The following is a 25,069-nucleotide window of genomic DNA, read 5'->3' on the forward strand; positions in this document are numbered from 1 at the left end:
TTCCAATCACCCGAATTCAAATTCTAGTTTACGTAATTGACGTTCTAAATCAGCTCGATCATTACCTGTTGATTGCGTCGTGATAGTATTGTACATCTTGCGAGAATGGTCGTATGTTGTTGTGTTATTTGTGTTCGCAATACTTTGTAATGACGTTCCTAACATTCCTAAATTAGCTTTAACACCTCGTAATTTATTAACCACATCCGGCTTAACCATTTCACCAAAACGTTCAGAGGCTTTTGTGATAAGGTTTTTATGTTTATCTACACCGACATCGAAACCTTTCGCCATATTGCCAGCAACAAAATCTCGCATCCATCGAGAAGGTGAATGTATGTCTAAAGCTTCTTGAATTGTCGATTTAATTGAATTTGCTATTTGTTGGGCCTTTGAAACCAACGGACCTTCCATAGAAGCCAAACCATTTAACAATCCTTGGCCAGCGTCTACACCGATTTGTTGAAGTGAGTCCAGTTCATTTGCTGTAGTGGTTGTAAGCTCTCTGATTTTATAAGTCCATTCAGCTTTTAATTTATTAAGTTGTTTTGCTGCTGTCTCACGTAATGCTAGGATTTGCTTGTCCGTATCTTCTTTTATACCTGCAAGCTCTTTCTCAGCTTGTTGACGTGCTAATTGCGATTTTTCACGGTATAGATCACTGTATTGCGTTAATTGTTCATCTGTCATGCTATTAAGTGCAACTAACTCTGGTAAAGCTTTAACACCTAGACCTGACAATTCATCCAATAGATCAGCGTCAATACCACGCTCTGATAGCTTAGCAAATTCCTCTTGCCACTTTTTAAAGCCATCAACTTGACCTTGAAGATTATCCAATAATTCTTGTCCTGTGCGATTCAACTCAACTTTAAAGGCGTCAAATGTACCTGCAAACCCCATAAGTGTAGAAACACGCTTGTTATAAGCATCATCATAAGCTTTATTTAAATCATTTTCAGCTTTAATTAAGTCATCATTAATTTTTTGCATTTGAGATTGGTAATCTTTATTAATAGCTAGGATTTCTTTATTTACAGCATCAACTGCTTTTTTATATTCTTTTTGAGCTAGGATACGTTCTTTTGAACCTTCTGCGAACAGTTCGATTGATTGCTCCCAAATAGCAGCTTCTTCTACCAAAGATAATTCGTCTAAAGATTTTTTATCAGCAACAAAGTTTTTGATAACTTCCAGATACTCTTTTTCCGATTTCTCCACTAAGGACTTGTATTTCTTTTGGAAATCAATTTCTGATTTCATCTTATTATCCTTATACTCAGCTTCTAACAAAGCAATGTCTTGCAGCTCTTTTTTAGTTAATGCACGTTTCTTTTTAGCTGCATTGCTTCGGATTTTGTAGATTTTTTCTAGAGTCTTTTCGTTTTTATCCTCGTTTTTCTTGTTATATTCATCAATCAAATTTGTATATTCTTTTTGATATTTTTCAGAAACATCAAGGATACCATCACAGATATTCTCCATTGCCTTGTTAACCCTTGGACTAGATTGATCTAAACCAATCACCATACCTTCCCCTGTCCACAACCCGATTTGTCGAAATACTCGAGAAGGAGAATGGATGCCAAGCAATGATTTAGCCTTATTGACAACGCCATCTACAACACCTGTGATTGCATTTATAGCCTCTCCGGCCATGTTTGTTATACCATTGATAAGACCACTCACCAAGTCTTTACCGACATTAATCATGTCATTGACTTTGCTGAGTACGCCATCTATTAAATTGCCTACCAGGTCCTTACCAGCCGTTAATATTTTACCTATAAAACTTAAAATTTTATCGATAAGACCTGTGATAAGTTCTGCTCCTGCACTTATAACTTTTCCGATTAAAGACAATATTCCGGATATTAAATTACCAATTAGAGTTACACCTGCAGCAAGTAATTGACCAACAAAGCTAAGAACCTTACCCAACAATCCAAGTATTAGACTAGCTCCTGCTGATAAAAGTTGACCTAAAACTGACAATACACCTTTCACTAAAGCAACAATCAGTTGTACACCAGCGCTTAGTAGTTGAGGTAATAAGCCAATAATAGCTTTTAGCAAAGCCATGATTAATGTGATACCAGCTTGTATTAATTGAGGTAATACTTGTATAAGTCCTTGTACTAAAGCCGTAATAATTTTTATACCGGCGTCAATCAATTGAGGCAATAACTGAATGAACGCATTAACTAAAGCCATAATTAGCGTTAGCGCTGCCTCTATAATTGCTGGTAATGCATTAACTAAGCCATTAACTAGTGCGGTGATAATTTGAATACCAGCATCGATAATTTGAGGTAAAAGTAAAATTAATGCTCCTACCAGGGCCATAATAACAGTTAGCGCAGCCTCAATTATCGTTGGTAATGCTCCTATAATTCCCTCAATCAATGTATTGAGTACTAAAAGACCAACTTGAATCAATTGAGGTAATGCTGTAATTAAGGCATCTACAAGCATCAAAATGATATTTAAAGCACTTTCAACAATTAGTGGTAATGCCGTTACTATGCCATTTAACAATGTTTCGACGATTGTTAATCCAATTTCTATTAACAAAGGTAACATCGTCGTCATAGTATTTATATACATTTCTATTAATTGCACGACTACTTCTATTATCATAGGTAGCGCTGTAACGATACCGTTTATAATTGTTGTCAGCAAGGACACTCCAACTTCAATAAGTTGAGGTAATAGCGTTCCTATTGTTGTTGTGATAAATTCTATTAAACTGACTATAGTATTTACCATCAATGGTAAATTGGCCGTTATACCATTAGCTAAATTCGTTATAATATCAGCTGCTAAAGTTATTATTTGTGGAATGATCATCGCAAATGAGTTGATAATTCCAGGTAACGCCTCTCCAAAACTAGATGCTAGTTGTGAAATATTCTCCATAATGCCACTTATAGATTGCGAGAAATTATTGGCAACCTCATCAAATGTCATCTCACCTTTAAGCATTGCAAAAACATCTTGTAGTAGCGTCGTGTGAGTAAATACTTTTAACAGTATGTTAGCTAACAAGCCCCATGGACCTATCAACATTAATAATGACGATAAAATTGCCTCTGCTGCTGTTTTAAGTAAATTAAAAGCTTGTTCAACATTAATAATATCTGTAACAATACTTAGCTTTTCTTTTAGGCTGGAAAAGCCAGTTAACAACGTGCTTATTGCTCCGCTAAATGCATTTGTTACATTAGACCATGCGGTAGCAAAGGTAGTACTAAGTGTTGTTGCAAACGCTTGAATAGCCGTTGATGCATTATTAAAAATGTCTAAAATATTCGACCATAAATTACTGAAAAACTGAGTTAAGGGCTCCCAATATTGGATAATGAGTAATACTGCTGCAATCGCTGCTGTTGCAGCTAATATCCAAGGATTAAATAGGAGTGCTGTATTTAATGCGGCTATAGCCTCTCTTACTTTGCCGATTATAAACACCGATGAATTAAATACAGCAAAAGATAGAGCCATTATCGCTATAGCGCCAATAATTGATTTTATTAGTGGCATCAATGGTTCGAGCGTATTGTATAGGTTTATTATCGCGTCTGCAGCTTTCGGTATCCCAGCGGCAATTGAATTTAATAAATTACCAAAAGACTTACCTATTGAACCTAAAATGTTCTCAATTGATTGTAACGGTGTTTTAGCAAGAACATCTTGAAACGCTTGTATGATATTTGCCACACCACGTACAACAGCAGTTTTCATATTTGTGAACGATGTTGCAATACCAGCACTACCAGCTTTCGCAACGTCGGCAAAGCCGCCTACACCATCGTTTAATTCTATTAATTTTAAGTTAAAATCCTCAAATGTAATTTTACCTTTTTGAAGGGCATCATATAAATCCCGTTGCGCTGCCTTACCAGTAAAACCAAACGCCTCGGCCGTCTTATTAAGTGCAAAGCCCATCGTTTCTTGTAAAGTACTCCAACTATCTGCCTCGACTTTACCTTTTGACAACATTTTCACATACTGGTCAAGTCCACGCTCAGCGTCATAAGAACTTGATCCAGATGCTAAGAAAGCATTGTTAAGTGCAAGCGCAGTGTCTGTGGCAACATCTAAGTCACCTGTCATAAGTGCGATACCTTGCGTACTCTTAACAATGCCATCTAACGTTGTCGGTAGACCTGAAATACCTTCAGAAAGCTTGTCGATACTTGATTTAGCTTGATCGCTACTAAAGCCCATGCGCTCCATAACAACTGGAAAACCACTCAATGTATCGACACGAGAGATAGCGCCACCAATAGCACTAGTCACCATGTCGATTCCTTTTCTCGCTGCTGCTACTAGACCAAGTGCTGTTACTATTTTACCAACACCTAAAGCGCTCTTTTCACTGGCTTGGCCGATACCGCCTATTTGCCCTTTGACATCTGCTACACCTTTTACAACTTTTCCGTCATCCAATATGACATCAATAACTACACGGCCATCACTAGCCATTACCCCACCCCTTTATGTTTTAAATTTCCAAACATATTCGGGGCTCGGTGGCTCTCTTATTGTTTAAAGGTATTAGTAGTGTGACAGCGACTACATTTTATCTCTGCCTCACCCTTCACTTTCCCTAGTAGCCTATTGCATTTTTTACAACGTACTACCTTCAATTCTTTCAATTTTAATCACCTCGCATAAAAAAGGAGCCCACTACACGGCTTCAATTACGTGCTTTCCTTCAATTTTTTAATCCAGTTCACCACCTTTCCTGGCAAAAGAAAAAGCACTCAAATTGAGTGCTTAAAACATTTTTTGTATGAATGCTTTATAAATTTTTTGTTCAATTTCGATTAAACTTTTTTTGCCATCCATAAACTCAATCGCTATAACGTGAGTGCTTTTAGATTTAGCCGAAAGACCCGCAAGCCAACCAACTGGACCTAAGATAACTCCACCAACAAAAGCACGCCCTACAGCACTAGTTGCACTTTTGCGAGACTCTTCATCAAGTACCTCATATTCTTTTACTGTTGTTTTATCTAGTAAAACAGCTTTTAGAAATCCTGTATTGATTGCTACTTTTCCTAACGATTGGGCAATAATTTTACCTTCATAATCGCCAGCTATAACTTTATTTTTTGCCATTATAATCACTCCTCATACACAAATATACATAATGTGGAGAGATTTAACTATACCTTTTACATAACTATCACCCCTTTCAATAGAAAAACACCCTCATACGAGAGTGTTTAAAAGTTACATACATATTCATGCTTTTCTAATTCTTCAATACGTTCTACAATCATTTTTGTGATTTTTTGAATATACATATCGTCACTTAGCTCAAATCCACCTAAAAGATAATATAGTTGTGATAACTTTAGTTCCTCTAACTCTTGTCTCCAACGAATTGCTATATCTATAACTTGTTTCATACCATTGCCCTCTTTAAATTGAGGACATCTACTTCTTCTTTGTTTGAAAGTGAAAAGAAATCAATAACAAAACTTTCAAATGAGTCGTATTTTAAAATATCAATATTATAATTATCCTTAATTTCCTCAAACATCGATGTAAATGATGCTAAAGAACGTGGTTTTTCTTGTGTTTTATTCATATGCTCCTCCTATTGGGAGTAACATCCACTATGTATCATTATAAGATTGTGATACAATATTCAATAGTTATAGGGTGGATGTCACTCGATTGTTACCGCATTTCAAGTTGCCGCTTGAGATGTGGTTTTTTATTTTATTAGTTTTAAGTGGTTGAATTTTCTACCCTGCTCTCTCAATATTCCCTTACTACAATCTGAACAATAATGAGAAGTAGAGCTGAAATCTAACCCTTCATTTAACATTTTTATTAGTTCATCAAATTCAACTCGTGATTCTTTTGTACATTTAGGACACATTGTATAAAATTCATCTTCATAAATTTCGACATCTATCTTTGTGCCATCAGGTAATTCTGTTTTTAAATAAATCACTATGCCCCTAATCCTTCCGTATTAACTTGATGTGCAATAGCCATATCTTTGACCACAGATAAGTATATCTCTACCAATTTAGCATCTTCTGCAATGACATCTAACTTTGAGAGCTTGTCTATCTTTGATCTAGAGACACCATTCAAAGACATTTCTCTTTGTCTATTTGTTAAACGTCTTTCTAGTCTACAATGCGCTCGATCTTCTAGCTTTTCATAGCTTTCATTACGCACTTTACGATATTCTTCAAATCCACCTCTAGCAACTGCAACTTTATTTAATAATGTTGTAGTTTTCTTACGCCATTCATTTGGATTTAACGCTATAATTTCATTGATGTTATCTTGTTTAGCTTCAATACGAGCAGTAGTTGCTTTTAATTCAATTATTTCTTTTTCTTGTTTGATCATTTGCTCAATTTGCATATGCATAATTTCTAACTGTGATTTTGGTTTATTTATAAAAGCTTCTGCTAAAATATCCTTAGCTTTTAATTGGAATTCGACCAAATTTTTTACTGTCCAAGGAACTTCTTCTTGCATCTTAGGTGTTATAGAAATCTTCGCTAACCATAAAGGCAAGAAATCCAATTGGATACATAAAACCTCTTGTTTACCACCGTTTGTAAGGAGCATTAAATTTCGTGCACCTTGTTTAAGCACTAATTCTTCACGAACTTTTGTATATTCATTATTGATTTGCCCCCTAGTTAGTCCGATGCCTTGGCAAACCCATTTAACTGCTGCGTAAATTTTTCCGTCTGACATTTTTACAGCAAGCAATTCAATATTTCCGAATGGAACCATTTTTTGTTCAACTACTTGTAATTCGTACATCTAAACCGCCTCCTTTTCAATTTCAAATAGTTCACCAACTTCACAATTTAAAAAAATACATAAAACCTCTAGCGTGTGAAATTGAACGCCTTTTGCCGTCTCGTAAAACAAAGCTCTAACCGTAGATTTTGATAAACCTGTCCCATTGACAACATCAGACATTTTCAACTTTTTTTTTGCTAAAATAACACGGAAATTATTTCGCACTACCTCCCACCTCCCAAAAAGTATTCATGCATACACAAAGGTATGTTATACAATACTTTTGTTAATTTGTATGTTACTTATAAAAGGTCTTATTGTCAATACTTTTTGTATTTTTCATAAATCTAAAGGCGTTTAAAACATTACTGATCTGTGAATATTGAGTTATAATTAATAAAATACATAAAATAAATAAGGAGTTAACAAAATGATTAAATGCAACTTAGCCGTATTACTTGCTGAGAGAGGTTTAAAAATGGCTGATGTTATTAATGATACCTCTCTCTCAAAAACTGCTGTTAGAGGGCTATACTATAACGAATCTAAAGGTATTCAATTCGAAACTCTAGAGACTATTTGCAACTATCTAAATGTAGAACCAGAAGATGTAATAAAGAAAATACATTTCTCTTATGAGCTCTTAGAAAAAAATATTGACGACAAAACCGGAACAATTGACTATCGAATATTAATTAAATTTGATACCAAAGAGTTTGTATATACCATTAGAGTAAATCTTAATAACCTTGATTATATTAAAAATGAGCTAGCGACTACCCTTTCTTCTTATGAGCTTTATTTGAATTTTATTTTTGATAAGGAATTTAAACAAAATATTTTTTCTCAAATAACTTTTTTTGAACGACAAAAATTTGAAAATAAAATACTGGAAGATTATATACTAACTTTAAATTTACAAAATCACCTTCCGAGAGAAGTACATTATGTTGATGACTTTAAATTTTAGAAACAAAAAAACCCAAAAATGCATGATTAATTAAAGATAATCAAATACATTCTTGGGTTTTTCCCTTAGAATTTGCTTATGCTGTTTATAGTTGGTTTAACTATAACAAACAATAATTTGATTATCAATATTTTTTGAATAAGGTACCCACAAAAAATGAGTACCTTTACATACCTCCTATTTTCTTACACATGCAAATTTGGCATGTGTATGAAATTTAATGCTCCTTTCGCCACTTGTGACGAAACGGTTTATTTTCCACTTATAGCACAAATCAAATTTGAATTGTGGTCTAATTTTAAAAACAAAAAATGCAAACAAACCTGCATTAGCAGTCGTTCTTCTTTCGTAATTTGTTGCGAAACTCTTTTCTGCCACTTTTGGCATACTCGAAAGGGACGAAATTTCGTCCTGAACGTTATTATCTTACCTACTTGCAATCCACCAGCACCCGAAAAACACTCTACATTAATATGACGTCCTACTATATGATCACTAGATTCTTTACAATATTATTGTAATGCTATTATTTTTTAAAAAACAGGGCAGCTTTACGACAAGAAACTATTGATTCATATCATCCAATCTGGATGATGTAAGATACTTCTTTTTAAGTGTCTCGTCATAACTGTTATGACTGGATGGTCCATCCACCCATCTAAATCACAATTCTCCTATTCTTCAATCTTCCAACATCTGCTAAACTATTAGTTGATTGGAGGTGATAAAAATGACTGAATTAAAATCTAAAGCAATTACTAAAGAACAAATTGTTCATGATTTATCTTTAGTAAGACTTAATCGATTAGACTCTACACAATTAAAAGATGCCGGCACTGTTTATAGACAATATCTAGAAGGTGTAGAAATGTTTGAAACATTAATTGATGGTGTAGAAAAAGGTGAAATTAAACTTTAAAAATCTAAAGGCAATTTAGATACGTATTCAGAAAGTTGTTTTTTTATCGAATTAACAACTTCAGATGGTCGCATCCCATCTGGAATATTAATTTCTACATCAAAACTTTTATGGTGATTGTTTTCCAACACTTTGTTGATATCCATCATCGCGATAGTCAACATCGGTAAATCACTATTACTAGCTTTTTCAGAACGCTCTGCTAACAGTTCCAGCTGTTGGCGGAGTATCTTTTCGTTTGATAGTTCTGAGATTGATTTTTGAGTCATATCCACACCACCTTTCAATTAGGTTATAAGAATATTATTTAGTCATTTGCTTGCTGCCCACACGGTTTCAACGCATATGCTTTCTTCAATTCATCTACCTGTCTACGTTGCTTTTCACTACCTTTTCCCGTAGGTAACTCCATTTGACGAATCTCAAGCACTTTTTTGAATTTAGTATCTTCTCGCAAACCACCTAAAAGCGCTCTGAATTTATCCCAATGTAAAATGCCTTGTTGCTCGAATAGATCCATGCCGTAATCTTGCATAAAAGAAGCATAGATATACTCTGCATCCTGTGCAATGTCGTATATGTCCACTCTATTTTCTTTTGATTGTACGGGCATTGGATTACCTTCGATGTCATACTCAACATCATCTTCTTTAGCTACATCAATTAAACTCTCGTAAAGTTCAAAAAAGATTTTGGCTTTTTCATCAATCGAGCATTCTAAAGGTTCGACTATTAGCATCTCAAGGCCCGTAATTATCTGCATCGCATCACCGAGCTCTTTATCGTTTAACATATCGATAAGGCTTAAGATGTTGTCAAATGACATATCTAAACTGTACATGCGACCGTTTATTTCAACCTCATTTACTAATGTGTCGGTCAATTTAAACATAATAACGACCTACTTTTTATTTTTGTTTTTAGGTTTGTTTTTACGACGGAGATATTCCTGCGCTTTGTCTTGTTGAGATAGCCCTTTACCTAAACTTGATAATTCCTCTTTAATACCTTCGGCAAGTTGCACGAAATACCGTGTTACTTCAATTAATGACGGCGTTTGTTTGTATACTTTTTTAAATGCACCTTTACCCAACATTAGGTCGTAGCCTTTTTCAAGAATTTCTTTAGCAGCGTCCATATCGTCATCTTCCACATTCTTCATTTCTGATAAAGTTTTCTGCCCGATTTCATAAAAATTTTTAATTGATTCGTCAGATGTGTCGAAAGTAAATTTAAGTTCTCCAAGTTCTACAGGAATACCGACTTCACGTGTTTGAATCTTAATTGCCATTTATACCACTCCTTTAAAATTAAAAGAGGACGATTACTCGCCCTCTGTTTCTATTGGATTTTCTTTTTCTTCTGATTCCTCTATGTCAGGTTCTCCCCCATTCACCGGGGGCTCACTAGGGTGCAGGTGTCACTTTAGGTTTAGCATCCCAAGAGATTTTACAGCTGAATGTAGCGTATTCTGACGCCTCTCCACCAGTAACTTTAATATCTGTTACAGTTGCACGACCTTCTAAAACATCACCATTAGTACGTTCTTGTTTAAAGGCAATTTTACGACCTTCCCCCACTTCGAGCTCTAAGGATGCGACGAATTTCATTGCTTCGTCTGTTTCGTCATACATTCCTTCGAACGAGTATGACTTTTTAACGGAAACAACGTCACTTTCAGGTGTTCCGTCGCCATCATAAAAAGCTGTGTCCTCAGTTGATTCATCTGAGTCATCAGATACCGACGAAATCCATTTTGCTAATCGTAGTTTTGCTTCACTTGCATCGTCAGTCCAAGGACCAACGAAGTATTTTGTTAAGGCATTCTTTTGACGTGACATAGTTATACCACTCCTTTATGAATTGTTATTGTTGCGCTAATTGATAATTCGTAAATAAAAAAGCCCTGCTCATCAATCATGATGAGTGAGGGCAATGAAGTTATTTTTATTTCTTGATAGTCGTAGCTACCGTTATCAGATGGTAAATCAGTTAAGTTTTCAAGCTTTTGAAATAGAGTGCTCAAAGTGTTGATACAATCATCTTGTTTCTTACTCTTTGCATTGATTTGAACTTGATAATCTTTATCCCTAGTACCATCGAAAAATACTTTTTCAGCACCACCTGGCATTGCCATGATAGAAACACTTTCATCTTTCCCAAGGACACCTATAACGCTTTTAGCGAAAAAATTTTGTTTATTTATATATCGATTTAATTGGACTAAAAAATCTAGTTCAAATGGCTTTTCTAAAATCTCAATACTCATTATTTCATCGCCGCCTTTGTGATTTTCACCCAGCTAGCACCGTGTATAGCTTGTGCTTTCACATCCCATTTAGGACCAGTACCAGGAGTCGAGAATTTAGCGCCGTAATTGAAATACTGTTTACGTGCATATGGACCATGCCAAATAATTGACTTGCCATCGATAGCGATTGTCGATTGATTACGAAGATCACTTGAAAGCTTTGGTGCGTAAATGTTGGAGTCAGCCCACACTTGATTAACAAATGCTCGTTGCCCACGTTTTGTCATCTCTTTTAATTTTACTGGTACACCATCAAGCTCTGTTTTAACACGTATTCGAGCCACTATATCACTTCCAGTTCGTAGTGGTGAATTTTGTTCTTGTTAGGATGATAGCATGGTACGATTTTCTTTAAAGTTAACTCTCTACCTTCAAAAACAATAATAGATTCCTCTTTAAAATCAGGGATTGGTGAGCTATTAACCGAATCTACAAAGATTACACCTTCAGCTACGATTTTTGTTTGAGTGTTATCACGACTGAATACTGTAGTAGGATCATAACGAACAAACTCAATATCGATAGGTTCCTCATACTTTGGATTGCCGTAATCATCTTTTTCATCAAGGATTTCTTTGTAGGCAATGGTGTGTATAAGCCAACTCTTAGGCAATGGCTTAACGTACATCAAATCACCCCGATTCCGCTATACAGTAAGCCTGTGTTACGCAAATACATATAGACATCATCAGCAACAATGGTATTGAGTTTTGCTTGGTTTTTCGCACCACTCGAAATAGATGTACGTCCTATAGAAACGGATAATGGATTATTTAATTCATGAGCACTTGTACCACCCATGTCATTAAAATACTCAATTTGAGCAGCTACAGCAGACTTAAATTTATCACGACGTAATGGTACATCTGTTTCTAGATCATGATGCTGATAAAAATCACGAGTGACGCTATCTAATACATCACTCGCTTTTCGTTCTAGTTTTGGAAAGTCGTCTACCGTTACATCAGAAAAACCAATGTCTTGGTATTCTTCAAAAGTCAGGTATGGCATATTAACACCTACTTACCATCTGCGATTGAATGCTGTTTTAATTCATCTAGTTCTTTTTCAAGCTTTGTTACCTTCGTTTTAAGCGCTTTGTTTTCCTTAAGAAGTTCTGCAGAATCTGAGTTCGCTAATTGTTTTTCAAGTGCCTCTTTTTCTGCAATCACTTCGTTTAACTCAACCACTGTTACATTACGACCACCAGTAGCACGTTTAATGATTGTGCCGTTATCATCGATTTGATCATAGCCTTGGTTTAAAAATGATGATAGGCGACTTTCTTCTACATTTAAAATTCGATTTCCTTTTCGAATTTTCACTACATTACTCATGTATGTTCCCTCCCGATCAAAATAAAAAAAGAATGCGAGCTTTAAGCCCTCATTCTTTTTGGATTTATTAAATCTTTCCCTCTTAAACCTTTTGCATAGCGCTTTCTCATAGTTCGGAACGTTAGACCTGAAACTTCTGCCCACTCAGTAAAAGTCTTTGTTTCACCATCGATAGTAACTTTTACATTGCTCCGACGGTTTCTCGATTGTTCTGTCATAGTAGACCATTTGCAATTAGATGGCTCGTAATTACCATCATTGTCGATTCTGTCAATTGTTAAATCATCTGAATAACCATTGTTAGCAGCCCATTCATGGAACACTTCGAACTCTAGCCATTCATCGCAAACTATAATACCGCGAGCACCATAATCTTTATAAGCAGGTTCGTTATTATTAAAGCATCTATTCTTAATACCACTCCATATAGAGAACAACCTTGTATCCGATTTGCCATGTGTTGTAAATTGTTTTGAGACAGTATCTTTATGAAGACACCCACAACTCTCTATTTTACAACCTCTTAAATGGTCACCTCTAACAAGTTTCTCATTTCCACACTCGCATAGGCATTTCCAATACACTTTACTGCCAACTAAATGCGAATAACCAATTACAGTTAACCTACCGAAACGCTTTCCTTCTAAGTTAACTCTAATAGCCATATCGATAACCTCCCCAGATTATCCCCGTATTATAGTGAGCAGGAAGGTGGGTACCTTCTTTTCGGGAGCGACCCTAGCTCATATTTTAAATTATATCACGATTGATAGTATTACTCTGTTGTATTAATACGGATACCAGGAACTTTTTCCTCAATCACAAATACATCAAAGTATTTACGTTCATAGTACAAGTACTTGCCACCAGTTGTAGCAGATGGTTGATCAAGTGATACGAACTCATATTTCTGTGGTGAGATAACCGATAACGGATGAACTAAAATCATATTGATTTGTTTTGCAGTTGGGTCAACAACTGCGCCATCAGTAAAGTTGTAAGCAGTTTTCATACGTGATGATGGTACAACCTTAATTGTCACATCATCTAATGAATAAATACTACGTTTTACAGCACCGTTATTAGCAATGACATCTAATGAGCGTTGTAACCCTTGTGCCGCCTTAAGCAACTTGTTTACTGTTGCTGTTACATATAAGATACGACCCATTTGCGGCACTTCTGCGTCATCCATCTCAGCCATAAAATCATCGAATACTGAAAGAATATTTTCTTGAGTTAAAGCTGTATTGTCAGGAGTGCCACCATATGATTGATATTCCGCTAACAATTTAGAAGACATGTACTTATCCATTTCCGGCATTTTTTGTTCATTATTAAACACATTAGTAATGTTCGCAATTGATAACGCAATGTTTGTTTCGTCAATGTCCATCGGGTCAACTAATGTACGAAATTCACGGTCATGTTCGATAGTTTTTGGCTCCCAATCGTTATCTGCTCGTCGAGTGAATGACCCAACAACGTCACGGTCAACGTCAACAAATCCACCTACTGTAATACGTGGGATTTGGATTGTTTTAGCACTCGTCCATTTTAAATTTTGGTTATTTGGCGTGTTATAAAGCTCTGCGAAATACAATCCTTCGGAAAATTTTTGTTGCAATGCTTGTGAGTAAAGGGTTGCATAGTTTGCTTGAGCAAACATTTGAATATTTAAATTCATCAGCATTTTCATGCCATTATAATTTGGTAATGATGCAATTACGTTTTTCATATTCATTTCCTCCTGGAATATCTTATTTGTTATTTAAATGCAGCTGCCCAAGCTTCTGCTTCGGTAGTAGATTGTTTTTGATGTTGCCCTATTGAAAATTTAGGTTTAGGTGTTTCTTCTTTTTCAACTTCAACCTGTGCGAAATGAGGATACTTTTCAACCACTTTTGAAATAGCTGTATCCATATCTACATCCTCACTCACCATCGTTTTAGCAAGCGTCACAACATCAGTGACATAATCAGCATTAACGCCAGCTTTCATTGCACTGATTTGTGCTTTGAGTACTGAGTTTTCATCTATTAAAGTACCATGATTTGTTTCTAGCTCCTTTAAACGCTCAGCTTGCTTTTCTTGCTCTGTTTTCTGTGAATCTTGCCACTCTTTGAATTTAGCTAGACCTTCTTTAGCATCTTTAAAATCGCTAATGCCTAGCTCTTTCAACATTTTTTCCTGTTGTTTACTTGATTCACGTTTAACTAGGTTGTTGACATCATCTTGTGTAAATGTCTTTTCAGGTGATGTTGAACCCTTACCTCCGCCATTATCTACAGGTGGTGGATCCGCTGGAGGTGTTGGGTCAACAGGTGGTTCTTCAACTTCTCCGCCAAACATCTGAATATCCAAAGGTCTCCATCCAGCATTTGGTGTCGGTAGCTGGTATACCGTTTTTGACATTTCTTTCGTCATAATAAAGCCCTCCAATATGGATAGTTTTCCTTCCATTCTTTATAGCGTCTACGGATAAAGACAAAAATAAAAAGTCGTATCTCTACGACTTAATCACTCGCTCTTTATCGTATCTGCGAGCAAGATCATACTCATTTACAAAATCACGTACTTTAGTTTGTCGATTACGGACCAACTGTTTGTACTTTTGTATCACTTTTTCGTCACCAAGCTCATTAGCAAGATTAAGAGAACGTTTTGCCTTTCGGACTTGACGCTCATAATACCGTTGCTGTTGTGATAACTTATATTGTTCTCGTATTTCATCTTCATAGTATTGAATTTGATTATTAGTATTTAAGCCATCAATAAACGGATATAAGATGTGACGACAATTTATACCTCTGATTCCCCACGGCTCACTATATCCAAATTCATAGATTGATGGATATTTAGGATCACTCGAAGGATTGCTCATCGAACAAACATTACCTTGTATTTCTGCACATGCTGGTCTTGGGTCTGCATAGCTGTTAACGAGCACTAGATCAATGTCGTATTCATCCATTCGAGATAGTCGCAATTCGTTGTACGTGTTGTTAACGGCATTACGGATTACTGTGTCAGCGTACTGTTCTAAGTGCCAAGTACGACCCGCCTTATCAACGAAACCTGTTTTAATGCCTTTATCAGCCCATTTAATGACTGTATCAGCAACAGCTTGATTTATTGTCTTATTGCCAGCTAAAACCTGTGCTGTGGTCTGTTCAACGATTTTACGATACATAATAGCCACAGTACCTTGACCGAATGTTGTTGTGATAAGTGTTTGATTAACATAATTGTCTAGCTCCAAGAACGCTTGTTTAACATAGCTTTCTAGAACTAAATCCAACTCTGTAGGTGGTGGTAAAGGCTTATACTTTCCACTTACCTCATCATCTACGCTTTGAATTGTCTTGTTTCCAACATCCTCAATAATTTGTCTGATTGTACTAGTTGCAATACCTGTAGCTATAGACAACTCTCGAATAGTCTCAAGATTGAACATACGCAATTGTTGCATCTTTTCTACTTGCCACTGTAATACATAGTCTTTATCATGCTCAGGATTAGACTTAAGGCGATTTGCTATCTGTTTGAATAATTCGTCCTCTAAAGCCACATAGATGTCTGTAATCTGTGATGTGTACAGGTTAAATTGATATGGAGTGATGATAGGTCTTGGCATCTAATCACTCCTTTTGTCCAAAGAGACTAACTTCTTTCACAATTTCATCATGTTCCGGAGAAGATCTATTATTCTCCTCTCTAATTTCTTGTAATATCTTAATAGCTTCTTTTTCAGGTACTTTATGCACCTTCATAATCGCTCTTACTTTTGATGTTAATTCAGCACCAACCAATTGGATTTGCTTATTCATTTCACTTGCAGCATCTTCTGCGATACTGTCATCAAAGCCAATTGTTACATCATAGCCACATGCTGGACGATCAAATAATTCGTACATCTCACCTAAATCAATGATGATTTCGACCAGTTGTTTTAGTGCCTCACCGACCACGACTTCATGCGTTTGCTTTGTTCTGAATGTCTTACTATCCTGACTAATAACTTCTGTGGCCGTTTTCACTGATTGACCATTAAACGTGAATGTTCCACTAGAAAATCCTGTTTGCATTGATAATAGATTTAACAAAGCATTAATGCCATCGACATGCTCTGTTACTCGTAAACCTACAGTGCTGTCATGAATTTTGTTATCATCCATGTCACCACCCATAGCTTCGTAAACTTCATCGTTTTCATCAAAGAAACGTCGCATCGTGTTATTTTTCCTGTCCAAAACTGTGTTTACCATACTTTCAGGAACGATAATTCGGCGCTTACCAAGTACAAATTCACGTTGGAAGCTATCAAATGCAATATCAAGGCTCTTTAATGTATCTAGTGCGTTTGCATAGATTGGCACACCTAGAGGACTGGTTAAATCAATGTTGTTTGCAATGTTCGGGTGAATGTAGACAAATAGGCTTCTTCGTGCATTTTCAATCGGTACTTCATCGTCTAAGTCATCATATAAAGTCGATAACGGTATCTTTTTGCCGAGTTCATTTACATTTTCACTTACATAAAGCTCGTTTCTAATGACATATTTATCATCTTCCCAAAGATGCCATTCAAGATGTGTGTAAGTTTTCTTTCCTTCAACTGTAACGTTAGTGAATACACCTTCGTAAATACCCTGACTATTCCAAGAGATTGGAATAAAAGAGTCTGCTTTTACGTATGACAATATAATCTTGTCATCATCAACATACGGTTTTACGACCATGCCACCCATGGCAAAACTATATTCTAAGTAACGTTGGAATTGCTTGTAGAAATTATTATCATCAAGCGCCTCATGAACGAAGTCAGATGTAGCGTCGTCAGAAATGTTAATCTCGCATTTCTCATTAAAGATTATCTTGGCCATTTCCTCACTGAGCACTTTAGCCATATTTAATGAAGCCCTACGGCGCTTTTGTTGACCACTGGCGACCGTGTGATAAAATACGTCGTGCCATTCACTGAAATAACCCTTGTATATCTGTTGCCATTTCTCAATTTCTTTGTAGGTCTGGTCTGTTATCGGTATCTTTTTAATATCCGAGACATCCTTTATTTTTTGCACTAACCCCAATTTAACCATCACCCCTTTCATCCAGTTAATTGTTTTATTGAACATGTCATCACCACGCTTCGACCATAATAAAAAGCCGATTGAAAATCATCGGCTTTACAAGGTTATTTAATATCTATATTTTCCGTCTCACACTTAGGACAAAGAGTATAAGAATTTATTCTTTCAACTGTATTACCATCTTGTGTTTCTATTACTCTATGATCAACAAGATGTGGTATAACCCAATTGCTATTAGTTGACTTTGTATAATCGAATATTTTCCCTCCACGATTTGTTTTGACATCAGCACTGTAACTATTACCACAAATACAATCTACTTTAATTGTATATTCCATAACTATCACTCCTTGGTTTTAGACTACAGTACATTATATCCATCCATTTACTCTTTTAAACTTTTTAACTATGAAAGTATGAAATTTTATTCTTACCTCACATATCGTTTGAAGAAGTAGTTATTAGCATAGCGACACTCGTCTAGTGCGTGGTTAAAATCATCAATTGGCTCACCATTATCTAGACGAACATACATTCCAATTTCTTTTAAGAAATCGTAGTGATCGTATTCGCTATCTGTCTCAACAATTAAAAAATGCTCGTCAGTCATTGAGTTTTGTAGGCGTTCAATACCTACCTCAATTCCTTTTGAGCTTCCTGTAATATCTTTGTTATTGTTGTCTGCTGCCTTTGTCTGTACACCCAACAAGTGCAATTCCTCTCGAAGTGATTTACACGCCGGGTCAACAAAGAACTCTGTATAACGCATTTCAAACGTTTTAACACACCATTCTTTGAATTTAACTAACTCTTTAGCATAAGTTGACATTGCTTTGACTTGCCCTGTCTCAGCACCACTATGATAGTAGTTAGCTACACGTAATAGCCTGAATTTATCCTCATATTTAACTACCATGTTGCAGCTACATGAAGTAGCATCCGATTGTCCACCATCAGCCACAAAGAACATTTCGTAAATCTGTCCTCGTATCTTTGGTAGTACATTAGCTTTCATATTGAACATACTGTAAATAACACCTTGAGGCATTACACGTTTACCTTCCCAGTCACGTTCAAATAAGTAAGGGTTCTTGGATAGGATTTCGTAAATTTCTTGCTTGCGTTCCTCGGTGATAATCGGGTTATCTTGTATTGTCCAATGCATCCAGCGAGTGTTTTGAACATCGAATACCTCGCTAATAACTGGATGGTGTGGCGCTGGTGGGTTTAAATCTGCTAAGTGATATCGATCTTGTGCAGCAAAGGTACGACGGAAACATTCTTGAATCATTTTCATGTTCAATAAGTTAATCTCGCAAAATACCACGCTACCAAGCGACATACCAGTGATTGCACCAACACTGTTGGATTTGCCTCCACCTTTGTAATAAACCTTTTTAACACCGTTTGGAGTATGAATTTCAAGGTGTGAGCCATGTTCATCGTGTTTTATTTCAGCTAGGTCGCCGAAGATGTGTTTAAGGCCTGTGCCGTCACCATCGATGAATAAGCGATACGCTTGTTCCTGGTTAAAAGCAACAATTAGATGGTTTGTGTCCCTCGTCCATGTTAAGTAATCAGCATAACGGAAATGCCCAGCTGTTGTTTTACCAGACCGTGGTGTACCTTCTAGAACATCGAATGTGTAGTTATAATCACGATAAATGGCTTCAAGCTGTTTAGGACTGAATCTAATATCAATCTTCGCCATGTTGTTCACGTTCTTTCATCATTTGTTCAAACTGCTTACGCCCTTCCACCAATGCATCCAACATCGAAGTATCTTTCTTATCGCCACGTAATTTAGCAGCTCGCATTTCTGCAAAGTCTGTTTCTGCTTTAAGCTTCTCAACTTGGAATTGCTTCAACTCACGTTCGTTCAACAGGTCCATATGTTTGGATAAGAACTCAAGTGCTTTCATCTTGTCAGCAAGCTTGACGCTAATGCCATCCTTACCTTGCTTAACCTCAGTAATAAGCGTTCCGTCAAGTTCAGCTGATTCATTCAGATGCACATAGTTGAATGCGTATGTCTTAACGTTGCCATTCATATCAAGCTCTGGTTGACCATCTTCACCATATATGACTTCTTCTTGCCTACCAAACTTTAAATAGTCCGTTATGTCGGCAAAAGCTATGTCTATCCACTTCTGAATGAGTGTCCGTTTGTCGAGTAGTGCATCCTCAGTCAATCCATCACGAACGTTTATGATTTCCTCGCGAATGTTAGGATTTGCAAGTAACCTTGAACCTTCTGTTCTTGCTGTTGTATAAGCACACCCATAAGCTTTCTGATATGCCTTAGTAGCATTCCAACACTTCACGTAATAAGCAATAAATAGCCGTTGCTTATCATTCAAACCACTTTCGTCATCATCAGAAAAATAGACTACATCTTCCTTGGGTGCACCCTCTTTTATGGTTGCAACCTTTGCCGTTTTGGTTGCATCCTTTTCAGTTGCATCCCTCGACCATTTCTCACGGCTCTTCCGGCTCTTCAGTGTACCGAGCTTTATCTCATACTTTTCAGCTAGATCAGCAAGTGTAATCTTTGTGGTTTCCCACTCTTGTTTAATCTCATCCCAATTAGCCATATCTCATAAACACCACCTCCAACATCATTTGTTTGTTTTGTAATCACCCCATTATGCTAATGGCTTTTAAATATACTTTCATAAGAATGTAATAAACTTCACTTAAAATAATTAAAATAGAATATTTGTATTTTATTTGGTTATAATTTTCCAATTAACTTAATATATTATTTAGTAAGGAGGTGAATAGTATGAAGAAGAAATTAGGCATTCTTCTTTTTGTTGTATCACTTTTAGGCGTAACATCTGTTTCTACTGCCTCTGCCGCTGAATGTCGCTGGGTTGGTTCTGTATGGATATGCGATTCCTAATTAGATAAAAATAATATATTTAATGTTTAATTATTAGCCACTTTATAGTGGCTTTTTTTATTTGAATTTATAATAAATTTGTAGAGTAAACTTGTTGGTTGCTATTTCGGATTCCTCAGTCTATCCATTTCTCATAAACACCACCTCCAGAAATGGTTTAATTTACTATCATAAATCTGTATAATTTTAAAAAAGAAAGGAGCTGAAAATATGACTTTGCATGATTTAGTTGGTAAAGATATAAGCGTTACATACATGGACGACGAGCAACGTGTTGGTAAATTAGAGAATTTTGATTCTCAAACTAATATGATCCACCTACATGTTTACCACAATAATAGTGATATCTTTATTCCACTTTTTAACGTAAAATCAATTACCGAACATTATTAAAAGTTAGCCTTTCTGGATATATTCTGGAAAGGCTTTTGGTTTTCATAACTTATATCTTACTCTCAAAACCACACCAAACCCTGCCCTCTCAACTTATAGCGTTTTGGCTGTTTGATGCAGTTTTCAAAGCAAAAGAAAAGCCGTATGACTACGGCTGTAATGAACTTACCAGATTTATATATGCTTGATTCATTTTCAAGACATGTCCATGGTCATCTTTGAAATTGCACTTTTCAACCTGTTCAATGAAATTACCTAATAAACTGAAAACTTCTAGCCCTACAGTTTGAACATCTATAGTTACTTCACTCAAAGATTGATTGGAGTGTAACTTATTCTGCAATGAATATCCTTCGAGCTCCCAAAGGCGGTTTTTAATGTGCTTCACTGCTAAATCATATCCAATCTGCTCATCGTAATTAGCTGAATCAACGCAAGCTGATTCTCCCACCACTGTAAAACCATTCGGTAATTTAGCTACTACTAAACATTGTTTTTCATGTACTCGATGAAATACCTCGAATGATGATTGTTCGATGATACTATCGATTTGTTCTTGAGTTACTACGTTTGCCAATTGTATCAATCTCCTTTAATGCATAATAAAAAGTCTTACCGTGCTAGGGATAAGGCTCGTCTAATGCGGTAAAATATTTAGTTTTGTCGAGTTAGCTCACTTGCGACTCGTGGTAGAGCTGCCCCACGTTATATTTGTAAAGCAAATTGTGTTTTTATTTATAGTGCATTTCCGTGCACTTGTTGCTCAGTAAGTTTGACTAAAAGGAAAGTGGACGAAGTTCACATATAAACCACCCATTTAGCTTTTTTAGCCTTTTATATTAATTAAGATACCTAATCTTTTAAAAATATAGGCCGGCCGTGTATGTCTTGCCTCGAACACGCTTATGAGGCGCAGGTCGGTCGTCGGTCTGTCTTTCCCTAATATTTAGGATTTTATAAATACCAAGGGAGGAAAACAATTCCGCACCGACCTACCTCCAAGTTTAATTTATAAATATAAGTGGTTTCAACAATTCGTCATATGCGTTTTTTGCGTCATATGCGTCATTTCCTCTTCTAACATCATCTCTAAAACGTTTTCTTTTAGTCGTCGAATCGTTGTTTCAGATAATCTCATCGTTTGGCCAATTTTACGCATTGAAAACCCATCCATAATGCAATTAAGTACAAAAATCTCGCGTTCCCCAGCAACATTGCTTGCACGTCTTTGGATTTCTCTAACTTTCCATTCATAACGCAGTACTCTTTTCACATAAAATTTTGAACGTCTTGTTGCCTCGTAACTCACTGGATCACTAGTTCCTCCACTAGCTTTTGGTAAGGTTGCTTCAATTCCATACGCAGCAACTTTAGCACCTTCGTATCCAATGTCTTTAATAAGTTCATTTTGTGTTTTACCCAATCTTATTTGTTCAACCATCCAGTGATAATCTTTCAACCATTGATCTAACATATACTTTTTCACTTCTGTTTTTTGTCCTTGTTTCATAGGTTTGCCCTCCTACGGTGTGGTATAATGACTTATCTGACTAGCCTAAAAGGGCATAAACCAATTCGAGCTGTAGCGTCTGCAAACGCTGCGGCTTTTTTATTTTTAAATCTATTTCACAGGCAATTCACTATACAAACATAGCTATCACATCATAATAATAGTAAGATAAAGCTAATTTAGCCTTACACCTCCTAATCTATTTTACTAAGGGTCACTCCATCCCAAGTGGCCCTTTTTTTATGATCTTATCTAACAAAAATATATTTTTTAATGCCTATAGCTAAATGGTTTATCAACCATACTCCTTCTCTACAGCTAACATATTATATATTGTAAAAAGGAGGTGTGCTTTATGGGATACTATGGTGGAAATGTTGGTGGCATTAATAACTGCGGCTATTACGGCGGCGGTAATGGTTCTACATTTGCCTTAATTGTTGTTCTATTTATTCTTCTAATTATTGTCGGCGCTACATTCATGACTGGATATTAACTTTTCCGATTTAAGGGTCGCCATCCCAGCCTGGTGACCCTTTAATAGTTTCTTTCCTCAAAGTGTGCAGTAATTATTGTTCATCACAAATTGGACATGGCTCTACCCTAAGTTTGGTAATTACTTGATTTAAACGTTCGATTTCCTGTCTAGCACCCTGAAGAACTTCAAGGATGTCTACAATATCCCTATCATCCATTCTGGAAGCCATTTCACCTCTAAGTCTTTTTTCTAAATCTTCTATAGCTTTCATATTTCAATCTCCTCCCTTCTCAAAATCTTTCTCAAAATACGTAACATTAATATTTTTTTAAAAGAAAATATTAATTAGATTAATGCCACCTCTCATTTTTATAACTCTACATATTATAGATTATAGAAAGGAGGGATATTTTATGGAAGACTGCGGAGAATTTCGCGAAGAGCGTCGCGAACGAAACCCATTCGCTTTTATCGTTGTACTGTTCATTCTTCTAATTATTGTCGGTGCTAGTTTCATGAATAGATCGTATTAACAAAAACATCTGTTGATAGCTATGATGGTCAATAAATAATAATAGCTAGGCACCTCCCTTCTAATTTTTGGGTTTAGGGTCACTTTCCACCGAGTGGCCTTTTTTATAGTTTCTTTCCTCATATACATATTTAGTTCACACCTCACTTACTGCACATTTTCTTTCTAACGTACATTAATGAAATCTTAAAATGGTCTATTAACCATGTTCGATTTTTATAAGATTAAATCATTAGTTAATAGACAAATCGCCAATCAATTTTCTTTTTCTAATCATAAATTAATAAAGTAAGGTTAACTTTACCTTAATAAAATTGAAAAGGAGGTATTGCTAATGAGCGATATTAGAACTAAATCTAATTGTGATTCTTGTGGTAAGAAGGAAAGGAAATCCATGAATCACTGTAAAGGTTGTGTTTGTAATCAATTAAGAACCTTACAAACTTCAACTGTAGTTGATCTTTTCATATTTGGTCGGAATATAGAAGACGTTATTTTTATTTCCTTTGACCCAAACAATTGCTGTGCATTCTTCAACGATCCAACAACCGAACCAGGTTCAACAATAATCGTCGATTGTCAAGATATTCAGGCTATCCGGATACCTGGATAAGTTATAACAGGTCACTTTCTTTATAGAAGTGACCTGTTATTATATTTACTGCACAAAATCCTCATAAAACTAATAAGGGTCTATTATCCATTTTCTTTTTTGTATAACCCAATCATTGTTTAATAGACAAATCGCCAAGCGAACTACTTTTTTAATCATATATTAATAAAGTAAGGTTAACTTTACCTTAATAAAATTGAAAAGGAGGTATTGATAATGAGCGATATTATAAATATTAAAATTATGAACTCTGATTGTGATTCTTGTGATAAAAAGAAAAAAGAAAAACACTCCATGAATCACTGTGAAGGTTGTGTTTGTAATCAATTAAGAACCTTACAAACTTCAACTGTAGTTGATCTTTTCTTACGTGGTGGTCAAGATATAGAAGACGTTATTTTTATTTCCTTTGACCCAAACAATTGCTGTGCATTCTTCAACGATCCAACAACAGAACCAGGCTCAACACTTATTATCGATTGTCAAGAAATTCAGGCTATTCGGATACCAGGTTAAGTTATAATAGGGTTACTTTTTTATGGAAGTGACCCTATATTATATTTATTGCACCAAATCTTTCTGAGCTGTAGCGTATGACGACGCTGCGGCTTTTTATGTTACAATTCACATAAAAACATAACGAGGTAATTCAATGGACATATTTTCAGGAATATCGCTAGGTGGAAGTCTTTTATATTTCATTCCACCAATGCTATTACTCCCTGTTGTTATGGTAGTATGTGCAGCGATTTATAAAGTCCTATTAGGCAATATTTTGCCAACCAAGATTTATAATTTATTACTTGGCCCAATTGCCCTGCTCGGGTTCTTTATTTGGGCTATCCCGATGAATATGGGATTTTATGAGTTTTTTAGAGCGATATTTTAATCGCTCTATTTTCGTTTAATCATCATATTGTTCGTTAGTTTGCTGTAGCGTGTGACGACGCTGCGGCTTTTTTTATTTTTTAATTCGATTTTCAAGGCCATCAACTATACAAAACCCGCAATTACAACATAGTTATAGTAGTGTTAAGCAAATTTGCTTAGCGATCACACCATAATTACTATTTAGTCATTTCTTTTTAAGGAGATGGCTCTTTTTTCCGTCCTTTTCTCACATATTTATAGTGTTATAAATATTTTAAAATCCCATTACATACATTAGTTTTGGGATAGCAACCTATTGCATAGCATTGCCCCAAGCTGTTATTGC

Annotated in this window: 36 protein-coding genes; 8 read left to right on the top strand and 28 right to left on the bottom strand. The window is 35.8% G+C overall.

Annotated features, from left to right (window positions below; translation table 11 throughout):
• Positions 1-6: 6 nt before the first annotated feature.
• From AC3WSK_RS23730 to AC3WSK_RS23765, 8 genes are all read right to left on the bottom strand, one after another.
• On the bottom strand, positions 7-4,488 hold the full coding sequence (locus tag AC3WSK_RS23730; RefSeq protein ID WP_492413049.1) for a tape measure protein: 4,482 nt from the start codon (positions 4,486-4,488) through the stop codon (positions 7-9).
• A 56-nt stretch (positions 4,489-4,544) separates the two neighbouring features.
• Positions 4,545-4,661: a zinc finger domain-containing protein gene (locus tag AC3WSK_RS23735; protein WP_492535145.1), complete on the bottom strand. Its 117-nt coding sequence runs from the start codon at positions 4,659-4,661 to the stop codon at positions 4,545-4,547.
• Between the two features lie 121 nt (positions 4,662-4,782).
• Entirely contained in the window at positions 4,783-5,127 is a 345-nt protein-coding gene (locus AC3WSK_RS23740) for a hypothetical protein (protein ID WP_492413048.1), read from the bottom strand.
• Positions 5,128-5,234: 107 nt separating this feature from the next.
• The gene (locus AC3WSK_RS23745) at positions 5,235-5,420 is read right to left on the bottom strand and encodes a hypothetical protein (protein ID WP_492413047.1); all 186 of its coding nucleotides are present in this window, start codon (positions 5,418-5,420) and stop codon (positions 5,235-5,237) included.
• Positions 5,417-5,602, bottom strand: a complete 186-nt coding sequence (locus AC3WSK_RS23750) for a hypothetical protein (protein WP_492413046.1) — start codon at positions 5,600-5,602, stop codon at positions 5,417-5,419. Before AC3WSK_RS23750 ends, AC3WSK_RS23745 begins: the two co-directional genes overlap by 4 nt.
• Positions 5,603-5,731: 129 nt before the next feature.
• Positions 5,732-5,974, bottom strand: a complete 243-nt coding sequence (locus AC3WSK_RS23755; RefSeq protein WP_492413045.1) for a hypothetical protein — start codon at positions 5,972-5,974, stop codon at positions 5,732-5,734.
• Entirely contained in the window at positions 5,974-6,810 is an 837-nt protein-coding gene (locus AC3WSK_RS23760) for a phage antirepressor N-terminal domain-containing protein (protein WP_492413044.1), read from the bottom strand. The genes AC3WSK_RS23755 and AC3WSK_RS23760 overlap by 1 nt, the downstream gene beginning before the upstream one ends.
• Positions 6,811-7,017: a helix-turn-helix domain-containing protein gene (locus tag AC3WSK_RS23765; protein WP_492413043.1), complete on the bottom strand. Its 207-nt coding sequence runs from the start codon at positions 7,015-7,017 to the stop codon at positions 6,811-6,813.
• A 205-nt stretch (positions 7,018-7,222) separates the two neighbouring features.
• Between AC3WSK_RS23765 and AC3WSK_RS23770 the strand changes: the two genes are divergently transcribed.
• A complete protein-coding gene (locus AC3WSK_RS23770; RefSeq protein WP_492413042.1) occupies positions 7,223-7,762 on the top strand; it encodes a helix-turn-helix domain-containing protein in 540 nt (179 codons plus the stop codon).
• 730 nt (positions 7,763-8,492) lie between these two features.
• Positions 8,493-8,681, top strand: a complete 189-nt coding sequence (locus AC3WSK_RS23775) for a hypothetical protein (protein WP_492413040.1) — start codon at positions 8,493-8,495, stop codon at positions 8,679-8,681.
• Here AC3WSK_RS23775 and AC3WSK_RS23780 read toward each other — a convergent pair.
• The 17 genes from AC3WSK_RS23780 to AC3WSK_RS23860 form a co-directional block, all read right to left on the bottom strand.
• Entirely contained in the window at positions 8,678-8,950 is a 273-nt protein-coding gene (locus AC3WSK_RS23780) for a hypothetical protein (RefSeq protein ID WP_492413038.1), read from the bottom strand. The genes AC3WSK_RS23775 and AC3WSK_RS23780 overlap by 4 nt on opposite strands.
• A 38-nt stretch (positions 8,951-8,988) precedes the next feature.
• Positions 8,989-9,573 (bottom strand): bacteriophage Gp15 family protein, encoded by a 585-nt coding sequence (locus tag AC3WSK_RS23785; RefSeq protein ID WP_492413036.1) that lies wholly within the window; start codon positions 9,571-9,573, stop codon positions 8,989-8,991.
• A 9-nt stretch (positions 9,574-9,582) separates the two neighbouring features.
• Complete coding sequence (locus AC3WSK_RS23790) at positions 9,583-9,972, bottom strand: hypothetical protein (protein ID WP_492413034.1); 390 nt, start codon at positions 9,970-9,972, stop codon at positions 9,583-9,585.
• Between the two features lie 115 nt (positions 9,973-10,087).
• On the bottom strand, positions 10,088-10,522 hold the full coding sequence (locus AC3WSK_RS23795; protein WP_492413032.1) for a phage tail tube protein: 435 nt from the start codon (positions 10,520-10,522) through the stop codon (positions 10,088-10,090).
• 2 nt (positions 10,523-10,524) lie between these two features.
• Positions 10,525-10,950 carry a phage tail terminator protein gene (locus AC3WSK_RS23800; protein WP_492413030.1) on the bottom strand — a complete coding sequence of 142 codons (426 nt, stop codon included), beginning with the start codon at positions 10,948-10,950 and terminating at the stop codon, positions 10,525-10,527.
• Positions 10,950-11,276 (bottom strand): minor capsid protein, encoded by a 327-nt coding sequence (locus AC3WSK_RS23805; RefSeq protein WP_492413028.1) that lies wholly within the window; start codon positions 11,274-11,276, stop codon positions 10,950-10,952. Before AC3WSK_RS23805 ends, AC3WSK_RS23800 begins: the two co-directional genes overlap by 1 nt.
• The gene (locus AC3WSK_RS23810) at positions 11,276-11,620 is read right to left on the bottom strand and encodes a putative minor capsid protein (RefSeq protein WP_492413026.1); all 345 of its coding nucleotides are present in this window, start codon (positions 11,618-11,620) and stop codon (positions 11,276-11,278) included. The genes AC3WSK_RS23805 and AC3WSK_RS23810 overlap by 1 nt, the downstream gene beginning before the upstream one ends.
• A complete protein-coding gene (locus AC3WSK_RS23815; protein ID WP_492413024.1) occupies positions 11,620-12,003 on the bottom strand; it encodes a head-tail connector protein in 384 nt (127 codons plus the stop codon). The genes AC3WSK_RS23810 and AC3WSK_RS23815 overlap by 1 nt, the downstream gene beginning before the upstream one ends.
• Before the next feature lie 8 nt (positions 12,004-12,011).
• Positions 12,012-12,329: a hypothetical protein gene (locus AC3WSK_RS23820; protein WP_492413022.1), complete on the bottom strand. Its 318-nt coding sequence runs from the start codon at positions 12,327-12,329 to the stop codon at positions 12,012-12,014.
• Positions 12,330-12,370: 41 nt separating this feature from the next.
• Positions 12,371-12,994: a hypothetical protein gene (locus AC3WSK_RS23825; protein ID WP_492413020.1), complete on the bottom strand. Its 624-nt coding sequence runs from the start codon at positions 12,992-12,994 to the stop codon at positions 12,371-12,373.
• Between the two features lie 110 nt (positions 12,995-13,104).
• Positions 13,105-13,998: a capsid protein gene (locus AC3WSK_RS23830; RefSeq protein ID WP_492413170.1), complete on the bottom strand. Its 894-nt coding sequence runs from the start codon at positions 13,996-13,998 to the stop codon at positions 13,105-13,107.
• Positions 13,999-14,096: 98 nt separating this feature from the next.
• Positions 14,097-14,756 (bottom strand): hypothetical protein, encoded by a 660-nt coding sequence (locus AC3WSK_RS23835; protein WP_492413018.1) that lies wholly within the window; start codon positions 14,754-14,756, stop codon positions 14,097-14,099.
• Between the two features lie 82 nt (positions 14,757-14,838).
• On the bottom strand, positions 14,839-15,966 hold the full coding sequence (locus tag AC3WSK_RS23840; protein ID WP_492413016.1) for a phage minor capsid protein: 1,128 nt from the start codon (positions 15,964-15,966) through the stop codon (positions 14,839-14,841).
• 4 nt (positions 15,967-15,970) lie between these two features.
• A complete protein-coding gene (locus AC3WSK_RS23845) occupies positions 15,971-17,467 on the bottom strand; it encodes a phage portal protein (RefSeq protein WP_492413014.1) in 1,497 nt (498 codons plus the stop codon).
• A 59-nt stretch (positions 17,468-17,526) separates the two neighbouring features.
• Positions 17,527-17,760, bottom strand: a complete 234-nt coding sequence (locus tag AC3WSK_RS23850) for a hypothetical protein (protein ID WP_492413012.1) — start codon at positions 17,758-17,760, stop codon at positions 17,527-17,529.
• Positions 17,761-17,852: 92 nt separating this feature from the next.
• Positions 17,853-19,133, bottom strand: a complete 1,281-nt coding sequence (locus tag AC3WSK_RS23855; RefSeq protein WP_492413010.1) for a PBSX family phage terminase large subunit — start codon at positions 19,131-19,133, stop codon at positions 17,853-17,855.
• Positions 19,120-20,016: a terminase small subunit gene (locus AC3WSK_RS23860; RefSeq protein ID WP_492413008.1), complete on the bottom strand. Its 897-nt coding sequence runs from the start codon at positions 20,014-20,016 to the stop codon at positions 19,120-19,122. Before AC3WSK_RS23860 ends, AC3WSK_RS23855 begins: the two co-directional genes overlap by 14 nt.
• 521 nt (positions 20,017-20,537) lie before the next feature.
• Here AC3WSK_RS23860 and AC3WSK_RS23865 point away from each other — a divergent pair.
• Complete coding sequence (locus AC3WSK_RS23865) at positions 20,538-20,720, top strand: LSm family protein (protein ID WP_492413006.1); 183 nt, start codon at positions 20,538-20,540, stop codon at positions 20,718-20,720.
• A gap of 148 nt (positions 20,721-20,868) precedes the next feature.
• On the opposite strand, the gene AC3WSK_RS23870 is transcribed toward AC3WSK_RS23865, so the two are convergent.
• Together AC3WSK_RS23870 and AC3WSK_RS23875 are read right to left on the bottom strand one after the other, a co-directional pair.
• Positions 20,869-21,297 (bottom strand): Gp49 family protein, encoded by a 429-nt coding sequence (locus tag AC3WSK_RS23870; RefSeq protein WP_492413004.1) that lies wholly within the window; start codon positions 21,295-21,297, stop codon positions 20,869-20,871.
• Between the two features lie 450 nt (positions 21,298-21,747).
• A complete protein-coding gene (locus AC3WSK_RS23875; RefSeq protein WP_492413002.1) occupies positions 21,748-22,230 on the bottom strand; it encodes a LuxR C-terminal-related transcriptional regulator in 483 nt (160 codons plus the stop codon).
• Between the two features lie 355 nt (positions 22,231-22,585).
• On the opposite strand from AC3WSK_RS23875, the gene AC3WSK_RS23880 reads away from it, so the two are divergent.
• On the top strand, positions 22,586-22,726 hold the full coding sequence (locus AC3WSK_RS23880; RefSeq protein ID WP_082172660.1) for a YjcZ family sporulation protein: 141 nt from the start codon (positions 22,586-22,588) through the stop codon (positions 22,724-22,726).
• A 73-nt stretch (positions 22,727-22,799) separates the two neighbouring features.
• Here AC3WSK_RS23880 and AC3WSK_RS23885 read toward each other — a convergent pair whose 3' ends face one another.
• Positions 22,800-22,979, bottom strand: a complete 180-nt coding sequence (locus AC3WSK_RS23885) for a hypothetical protein (RefSeq protein ID WP_049664984.1) — start codon at positions 22,977-22,979, stop codon at positions 22,800-22,802.
• Between the two features lie 142 nt (positions 22,980-23,121).
• Here AC3WSK_RS23885 and AC3WSK_RS23890 point away from each other — a divergent pair, with 142 nt between their 5' ends.
• The 4 genes from AC3WSK_RS23890 (at position 23,122) to AC3WSK_RS23905 (ending at position 24,742) form a co-directional block, all read left to right on the top strand.
• Complete coding sequence (locus AC3WSK_RS23890; protein WP_492412999.1) at positions 23,122-23,241, top strand: YjcZ family sporulation protein; 120 nt, start codon at positions 23,122-23,124, stop codon at positions 23,239-23,241.
• Between the two features lie 333 nt (positions 23,242-23,574).
• Entirely contained in the window at positions 23,575-23,853 is a 279-nt protein-coding gene (locus AC3WSK_RS23895) for a hydrolase (RefSeq protein ID WP_400910301.1), read from the top strand.
• Positions 23,854-24,069: 216 nt separating this feature from the next.
• A complete protein-coding gene (locus AC3WSK_RS23900; RefSeq protein ID WP_400910303.1) occupies positions 24,070-24,369 on the top strand; it encodes a hydrolase in 300 nt (99 codons plus the stop codon).
• A gap of 136 nt (positions 24,370-24,505) precedes the next feature.
• Entirely contained in the window at positions 24,506-24,742 is a 237-nt protein-coding gene (locus tag AC3WSK_RS23905; protein WP_400910305.1) for a hypothetical protein, read from the top strand.
• The last annotated feature ends 327 nt before the right edge of the window (positions 24,743-25,069 follow it).

The organism is Lysinibacillus sp. EB271-A1-10B, assembly GCF_058791335.1.

What these genes read in the sequence shown, in the direction of transcription:
- AC3WSK_RS23875 (WP_492413002.1), bottom strand. Translation starts at nt 22,230, where the DNA reads ATGAAACAAGGACAAAAAACAGAAGTGAAAAAGTATATGTTAGATCAA.
- AC3WSK_RS23865 (WP_492413006.1), top strand. Translation starts at nt 20,538, where the DNA reads ATGACTTTGCATGATTTAGTTGGTAAAGATATAAGCGTTACATACATG.
- AC3WSK_RS23760 (WP_492413044.1), bottom strand. Translation starts at nt 6,810, where the DNA reads ATGTACGAATTACAAGTAGTTGAACAAAAAATGGTTCCATTCGGAAAT.
- AC3WSK_RS23745 (WP_492413047.1), bottom strand. Translation starts at nt 5,420, where the DNA reads ATGAAACAAGTTATAGATATAGCAATTCGTTGGAGACAAGAGTTAGAG.
- AC3WSK_RS23890 (WP_492412999.1), top strand. Translation starts at nt 23,122, where the DNA reads ATGGAAGACTGCGGAGAATTTCGCGAAGAGCGTCGCGAACGAAACCCA.
- AC3WSK_RS23770 (WP_492413042.1), top strand. Translation starts at nt 7,223, where the DNA reads ATGATTAAATGCAACTTAGCCGTATTACTTGCTGAGAGAGGTTTAAAA.
- AC3WSK_RS23855 (WP_492413010.1), bottom strand. Translation starts at nt 19,133, where the DNA reads ATGGCGAAGATTGATATTAGATTCAGTCCTAAACAGCTTGAAGCCATT.
- AC3WSK_RS23825 (WP_492413020.1), bottom strand. Translation starts at nt 12,994, where the DNA reads ATGGCTATTAGAGTTAACTTAGAAGGAAAGCGTTTCGGTAGGTTAACT.
- AC3WSK_RS23730 (WP_492413049.1), bottom strand. Translation starts at nt 4,488, where the DNA reads ATGGCTAGTGATGGCCGTGTAGTTATTGATGTCATATTGGATGACGGA.
- AC3WSK_RS23750 (WP_492413046.1), bottom strand. Translation starts at nt 5,602, where the DNA reads ATGAATAAAACACAAGAAAAACCACGTTCTTTAGCATCATTTACATCG.
- AC3WSK_RS23740 (WP_492413048.1), bottom strand. Translation starts at nt 5,127, where the DNA reads ATGGCAAAAAATAAAGTTATAGCTGGCGATTATGAAGGTAAAATTATT.
- AC3WSK_RS23800 (WP_492413030.1), bottom strand. Translation starts at nt 10,950, where the DNA reads ATGAGTATTGAGATTTTAGAAAAGCCATTTGAACTAGATTTTTTAGTC.
- AC3WSK_RS23835 (WP_492413018.1), bottom strand. Translation starts at nt 14,756, where the DNA reads ATGACGAAAGAAATGTCAAAAACGGTATACCAGCTACCGACACCAAAT.
- AC3WSK_RS23795 (WP_492413032.1), bottom strand. Translation starts at nt 10,522, where the DNA reads ATGTCACGTCAAAAGAATGCCTTAACAAAATACTTCGTTGGTCCTTGG.
- AC3WSK_RS23820 (WP_492413022.1), bottom strand. Translation starts at nt 12,329, where the DNA reads ATGAGTAATGTAGTGAAAATTCGAAAAGGAAATCGAATTTTAAATGTA.
- AC3WSK_RS23885 (WP_049664984.1), bottom strand. Translation starts at nt 22,979, where the DNA reads ATGAAAGCTATAGAAGATTTAGAAAAAAGACTTAGAGGTGAAATGGCT.
- AC3WSK_RS23790 (WP_492413034.1), bottom strand. Translation starts at nt 9,972, where the DNA reads ATGGCAATTAAGATTCAAACACGTGAAGTCGGTATTCCTGTAGAACTT.
- AC3WSK_RS23780 (WP_492413038.1), bottom strand. Translation starts at nt 8,950, where the DNA reads ATGACTCAAAAATCAATCTCAGAACTATCAAACGAAAAGATACTCCGC.
- AC3WSK_RS23860 (WP_492413008.1), bottom strand. Translation starts at nt 20,016, where the DNA reads ATGGCTAATTGGGATGAGATTAAACAAGAGTGGGAAACCACAAAGATT.
- AC3WSK_RS23905 (WP_400910305.1), top strand. Translation starts at nt 24,506, where the DNA reads ATGGACATATTTTCAGGAATATCGCTAGGTGGAAGTCTTTTATATTTC.
- AC3WSK_RS23880 (WP_082172660.1), top strand. Translation starts at nt 22,586, where the DNA reads ATGGGATACTATGGTGGAAATGTTGGTGGCATTAATAACTGCGGCTAT.
- AC3WSK_RS23815 (WP_492413024.1), bottom strand. Translation starts at nt 12,003, where the DNA reads ATGCCATACCTGACTTTTGAAGAATACCAAGACATTGGTTTTTCTGAT.
- AC3WSK_RS23895 (WP_400910301.1), top strand. Translation starts at nt 23,575, where the DNA reads ATGAGCGATATTAGAACTAAATCTAATTGTGATTCTTGTGGTAAGAAG.
- AC3WSK_RS23845 (WP_492413014.1), bottom strand. Translation starts at nt 17,467, where the DNA reads ATGTTCAATAAAACAATTAACTGGATGAAAGGGGTGATGGTTAAATTG.
- AC3WSK_RS23900 (WP_400910303.1), top strand. Translation starts at nt 24,070, where the DNA reads ATGAGCGATATTATAAATATTAAAATTATGAACTCTGATTGTGATTCT.
- AC3WSK_RS23785 (WP_492413036.1), bottom strand. Translation starts at nt 9,573, where the DNA reads ATGTTTAAATTGACCGACACATTAGTAAATGAGGTTGAAATAAACGGT.
- AC3WSK_RS23850 (WP_492413012.1), bottom strand. Translation starts at nt 17,760, where the DNA reads ATGGAATATACAATTAAAGTAGATTGTATTTGTGGTAATAGTTACAGT.
- AC3WSK_RS23830 (WP_492413170.1), bottom strand. Translation starts at nt 13,998, where the DNA reads ATGTTTGCTCAAGCAAACTATGCAACCCTTTACTCACAAGCATTGCAA.
- AC3WSK_RS23810 (WP_492413026.1), bottom strand. Translation starts at nt 11,620, where the DNA reads ATGTACGTTAAGCCATTGCCTAAGAGTTGGCTTATACACACCATTGCC.
- AC3WSK_RS23840 (WP_492413016.1), bottom strand. Translation starts at nt 15,966, where the DNA reads ATGCCAAGACCTATCATCACTCCATATCAATTTAACCTGTACACATCA.
- AC3WSK_RS23775 (WP_492413040.1), top strand. Translation starts at nt 8,493, where the DNA reads ATGACTGAATTAAAATCTAAAGCAATTACTAAAGAACAAATTGTTCAT.